Source organism: Bianquea renquensis, assembly GCF_014384895.1.
In the GTDB taxonomy this organism is placed as follows: domain Bacteria; phylum Bacillota; class Clostridia; order Lachnospirales; family Bianqueaceae; genus Bianquea; species Bianquea renquensis.
On record NZ_JACRSQ010000080.1, the window covers coordinates 1 to 1,591 of the forward strand.

2 protein-coding genes are annotated in these 1,591 nt (G+C 50.5%); both read right to left on the reverse strand.

Going from position 1 to position 1,591, the window contains the following annotated elements; genetic code table 11:
* On the reverse strand, nt 1-830 hold an 830-nt coding region (locus H8730_RS17250), incomplete at its 3' end, for a signal peptidase I (RefSeq protein ID WP_249290287.1).
* A 345-nt stretch (nt 831-1,175) separates the two neighbouring features.
* Nucleotides 1,176-1,591: tyrosine-type recombinase/integrase (locus H8730_RS17255; protein ID WP_249290288.1), on the reverse strand; the 416-nt coding region annotated here is incomplete at its 5' end.

Below are 1,591 nucleotides of genomic sequence, written 5' to 3' on the forward strand. Positions count from 1 at the left end.
AGCACATAAATCAGCACAAACACCACCGCCAGTGCAAACAGGAGAAGCGGCCAGCAGGAACCGATGAAGCTGGCGACCACGCCCAGCGTTTCACTGTGGAACACCACCTTGCCCACCACGTTGACCGCAGGGACGGGCTGGCTGTCCGGCTGGTCGTTCATGATCCCCTGCGTCTGGAAAGCGCGCTGGCCCGTGTTCTCGTAGTTTTCGATAATCCCGATAATCCGATGGGTGACGGAGGTGGTCTGGTTTGCCATGTAGGTGATGTCGTCCCCGATTTGCAATGTTTCCGGCTCCACTGTTTTGGTGATTACCAGCGAACCTTTGGGGATTTCGCTCTGCATGGATTCGGTGAGGACAATCATCCCCGAATATCCCGCAAGGCTTTTGGGTGCGCCGTCGCTGGTAGTGCGGACAAACAGGGCGGCGATAATCAGCAGGAGCAGCAGTCCGTAAAAAACAACCTCTCCGATGATCTTCCCTGCCCGGCCTTTTTTCGGCCTGGATTTTGCGCTGTGCTTTGGTTTCGATTTCTGCCCCGCAGGTTCTTCCTTCGCCTCCGGCTTGTCCGGCATGGGCGCGCTCAAGGGGAGCGGGGGAGCGTTGCCCTCATCTTTTGCGATGTTCTTTCTCTGCTCTTCCGCTAGAATCAAGTCCACCATCCGCTCTTTCTGCCGGGTTAGTTCTTTATCCTGCTTTTGGATTTGTTCCTGCAACAGATCCACCTTCACCGCCAAATTGCGATAGGCCCGAATCAATATATCAATTCGCGAATCCTCCTGCGGCGGAGGAGTCTTTTCTTTTATGCTCTGTTCCTGTTCGTCCCTCATAGTCATTCCCTTAGTGCCTGCTCTATGGCTTGTCCCGTTTACAGCAGAAGAATTATTCTGTTGTAATTGTTGAACCAGCAAGATGAAAAAGCTCTTCAAAATCGACCGGAAAGTATGAAAAAGGCGCAGCATAGAAACCTTTTCAACAATTTGCGATGAGAAGGTTTATTTGCTGCACCCTAAATGCAATATTGTATTGACTTTTGCGTCGGATTATGATAGATTTTATATGTATAAGTGCGTTTGTTTTTTCACCGATATGTTATCTCTACAACAGAATAATTCTTCCGTTATCAAAGCAAACCGGCGTTTATATGGCGCTGGTATTTTTTTGTCCTTTCAAATCTAAATGACGAGCCGCATGGTTTCCATCTTCCTCCGATGTTCTGCGCCGGTGGTAATGATATAGATTCGGGTGGTGTTGATGTTGCTGTGGCCGAGAATATCCGCCAGTTTTGCCACGTCGTGGTCGATGCTGTAAAAGCACCGGGCAAACAAATGGCGCAGGCTGTGTGGGAACACCTTGCTGGGCGCAACGTTCGCCCGTTCACACAGTCCCTTCATTTCCCGCCAGATGTTGCTGCGGTTCATAGGCTTGCCCGTCCGAGTAATAAACACCGACCCGCTTTGGATTTTCTGGCTTTGAATATACCGCCGCAGCTTCTTTTGCAGGGCGGCGGGTAAAAAGACCGTTCTTGTTTTTCCCTTGCAGGTCACAATGGCTTCGCCCTGTGAAACAGCCTCCACGGTAATAAATTGCA